Origin of the sequence: Lonepinella sp. BR2357, assembly GCF_051851525.1 — a bacterium.
GTDB lineage: Bacteria > Pseudomonadota > Gammaproteobacteria > Enterobacterales > Pasteurellaceae > Lonepinella.
The window spans coordinates 1-4339 of the sequence record NZ_JBPDVG010000022.1 but is presented as its reverse complement, the minus strand read 5'-3'; the positions used below and the strand labels follow the sequence as shown (position 1 = coordinate 4339).

General features: G+C 39.8%; 2 protein-coding genes. Both read left to right on the top strand.

Going from position 1 to position 4339, the window contains the following annotated elements:
• Positions 1 to 1529, top strand: a 1529-nt coding sequence (locus ACTG7L_RS10725) for an autotransporter domain-containing protein (protein ID WP_439328531.1), incomplete at its 5' end; no start/stop codon positions are given.
• A 355-nt stretch (positions 1530 to 1884) separates the two neighbouring features.
• Positions 1885 to 4339, top strand: a 2455-nt coding sequence (locus tag ACTG7L_RS10720; protein WP_439328530.1) for a hypothetical protein, incomplete at its 3' end; no start/stop codon positions are given.

Genomic DNA, 4339 nt, shown 5'->3' with positions numbered 1-4339 from the left:
CGAGCAAAGATGATAGTCAAACCGCTGGTACTGAACCGAGCAAAAATGACAGTCAAACCGCTGGTACTGAACCGAGCAAAGATGATAGTCAAACTGCGGGTACTGAACCTAGCAAAGACGATAGTCAAACCGCAGGTACTGAGCCTAGCAAAGATGACAGTCAAACCGCTGGTACTGAACCGAGCAAAGATGACAGTCAAACCGCTGGTACTGAACCAAGCAAAGATGACAGTCAAACTGCGGGTACTGAACCTAGCAAAGATGACAGTCAAACCGCTGGTACTGAACCGAGCAAAGATGATAATCAAACTGCGGGTACTGAGCCTAGCAAAGACGATAGTCAAACCGCAGGTACTGAGCCTAGCAAAGACGATAATCAAACTGCGGGTACTGAACCGAGCAAAGATGACAGTCAAACCGCTGGCACAGGATCTGAATCAAACAGTGGCACAACACCAAATACAGGCTCAACATCAACCTTTACAACACCTTATACCGATGCGTATAGCAGCTTAGTCGGTAGTTGGAAAGCCACTGGTGTTAATCCATTAAAAAATTCTGCGTCTATTTTGGACAAAACAGAACAAGAGGCTACCGCTGAAATTAACAGCTACCTCAATGATGTGGTAAATCATAATATCTATGGTGCCCTACCTGTTGCTACATTAGACAGTTTAAGAGCCTATCGGGATACTACATTACAAAATGGCAACCGATTAAAACAAGGTGAAGCATTGGCTAGTTTAACTGGCACAACTGCACAACGTTCTTATGATACCGTCGCCGATAAAGGCAGCACTAGCAATGCAGTTGTCAATGTGAAATATGGTGTAACCGATAATCTCACTACCGGTATCGCTTTTGGTGCAGGCCACGAGAAATTAGACGGTCAAGCTGGTAGCTACTTAAAAGGTAACTCCACCTATGTGGCTGGTCAATTAACCTATGGCGTAGGTAATTTAACGATGAATACTGGCGTGGCTTATAGCCAATCCAACCTAAAAGGACAGCGTCATATTCAAAACCACTATGACAGCCATACCTTTGATGTAAAAGTCAAACCAACGGCGTGGACAGTGTATACACAAGCGAAATATGCTATTCCACTCGGTGAAAATGTGAAAATTGAACCGAAAGTGGGTATCGCTTACAACCAAGTCACCATTGATGAAATCAACGAACAAGGCGTAGGTGCGTTAAGCGTACAAAAACAACGTCATAACAATCTTGATTTAATGGTAGGACAAGATTTCACAGTAAGTCACACCTTGCTTTCAGGCAATAAAGTGTCCGCCGTATTCAGTGTAGATTATTTACACAGCACCAAACAACCAACCACACAAGCCAGCTTTGATGGCGTAAATTACTTTGATGTAAGCAATGAAAAAGATGCGGATGCGGTACGTTTAGGATTATCTGCACAATACAAATTGCTTGGTGGACTTGGGTTTGATGTTGGATTTGGCAATAGTATGCGTTCTTCTGGGAATGTTTGGAATGCGAATGCGGGGGTGAATTATACGTTCTAATTTTACTTTTCTTTGCTTGTGCAAAGAAAAGTAACAAAAGACCCCCCCCGATTTTGCATTGTTTCCTGAAAATGGTGAAATTTGCTTAACGGAAAATGGCTGAACTCGCTACGCTCAGACAGACGCCATTTTCCTACAAATTAAATCATTTTCAGGCGGCAAAGACGGGGACCCCGTTTAGGTTACAATAGCGTGCGGTGAAAAATCAGAAACTTTTGATTTTTTTACCGCACTTTTTTATTTATTTTAAATTTCTTATTGACAACCCCCCCTCTTAATAAGCAATAATCATTATCACTTCTATTTTACATTTTTTCACCTCTACATTTTTGTTAGTTACATTAAGGAGAATATAATGAACATCAATGCATTACCTAACAAGAAGAATCTTTCTACTTTTGCTTTATCGCATATTGCCATCATGGTGGGGCTCACGTTGCCAAGTGTTGCGTTCAGTTATACGCAAGGAGAGACGGCTACAACAACTGTCAATGCAGAGGACAGCGTTGTTAAAGTTGATACTCTCACAGCTGAGAGCAATTCATCTTTGATTACAGGAGAGTTAAACCGTAGTGGCAATCCTGTTCGGATTATTTGGTATGGTCATCCAGCAGATGGCGAACATGCAGCTGATGATGATGGTGAAATACCACAAACAGGTGCTGACAATAACGGTTATATTCAAGGCAAAATCATAGCCGAGGGCATCATTTCTGCACAAGGGCAAGGCAATGCTGTTGATGCCTTTGGGTGGACCCCCCAAACAAATAAAAATGATGTGATTATCACACTAGACAACATTCATAATCAGGGAACAGCCATAGGAGAAGCTAATCTCACCGCCAAAGAAACCAATAATAACGCCCATATTTATGCTTTTTCCGATGCAAATGGCGTTTCAGTGACTTCCATTGCGAAATATGGTGTTGATGCATTTAGTGGGGCAACCGATACTTCTGTTGCTCTTGATAGCACCATTGACACAGATAGTAAGAAAACGGCAGGTTATGACGAACCAAAGACAGTACAAGTTAGCTTGGCTAATTTAAATAATACAGGCATACTTTCAGGTTCTTTTACCGCTTCCAGCCTAGCTAAAATAGAACCCGAAAAAATCATTAAAGATTATAATCATAATGTTTCTGCGTCAGGTAATGGAGTATCTTTAGCTACTGTATTAGGGAGTAGTGATCAGTCTATTAGACCCGATGATAAAATCAATCAAGTTAGCCTAGATAATGTGAATAATAGTGGCTCTTTACTTGGACATGTCACACTACAAACTAGCAATCTTGCTACTAATACAAGCACATTTTCAAGAGGTTCAGGTAATGGACTTTCGTTATATGCACTGAGTGGCGAATCGGTTAAACACCCTACTGCAACCACATTGGGTAACCTAACCAATAGCGGAAAAATCAGCGGTTATTTGCAACAAACTTCGGGTGATAATATTGGTAAAGCAGATCAGAATTTTGCAAAAGAACCTGGGGAACGTTATATACGTGAATATGTAAAAGTTTCAAATATCGATCAATTTAATTCATCAGCAACGAGCTTTGGTAGCGGTAATGGTGTGAGCGTATTTACCGACACCCGTAACACTTCTGTTAAAAGTAATAAAAGTAGCCTGAATAATGTTAATAATATTGGACGTATTACTGGTTATGCTGATATTCAATCAGGCGATGGCTATCTTGGCGATATGAAATTAAGTGCATTGGGTGTGGGAAATGGTATTGTGTCTTACGCTAATAAATATAAAGACTATGACGGTATTATTTCAATTTCTCAAGGTGAAGCCTCATTAGGCGATGTTCACAATCAGGGGATTATTTCGGGCGAATTACATAGTAAAACGGGAAAATATACTTTAGGTGGTGAAAATGATCCTACGGAAGAAGAAGTGAAATTGGCTATTTCTCATATTCAATCAGGGAATCTCGCAAGAGGTAACCATTTACCAACGACAGAAAAAAACACATTAAATTGGGATCAATCTAATGCAAGTATATATTCGACTACAAGGATTTATGCCAGTGGTAGTGGTATTGCAGCATTTGAATATGGCTTACGGTATACAGATATAAAGAAAGGGGCAACCCTAGGTAAGGTTAATAATAGTGGTGTGATTAGTGGCTATACTTCAATGTACCATAGCTTTGCAGCCAATAACAATGCGGGTTACAAATCAGTTGAATTTTTAGGCTCTGGGGTCGGTATTTTCTCTGATGCAAGCATTAGTTCTAATATAAAAAACCTTGGGATTATTTCAGGTAACCATGCAGCAATTTTAGGTAAAGGTACTAAAAATGGATATACTGGTAAGTATACATTTAAGTCTGGTTATAGTGATAAAATCCAAAACTATGGTTTAATGGCAGGAACATTAATTGTTGGAAATTATGCAGCACAAACACACACAAAAGAAAGTACTGAACAATATTATCACTATTTTGAAGTAGAAAATGATACTGCACTTGAAAATTCAGGTACGTTGGTTTACCTCAAAGAAGGCATTTCTACGGATAATACTCGCAACCCTGACAACGAAACTATTGACAAAATTGTGATCGGTAAAGGAGGCACTTATACCGATGATACAACAGAAAAAACCTACGAAATTATCAATGGCACCTTAAGCGACAATCAAAAAGACAGTTCATACACCGCAACTGAAGATACAAAAAACAGCATTATCAACGGCGTTGGTTTAGCGGACGGAGCGTTGATTGCTGACAAAAACATTACCCTTGATAACAGTGTCGTCAATGGCTTTGCGAACGGCGTAAAAGTGAAAAATGAAAGCA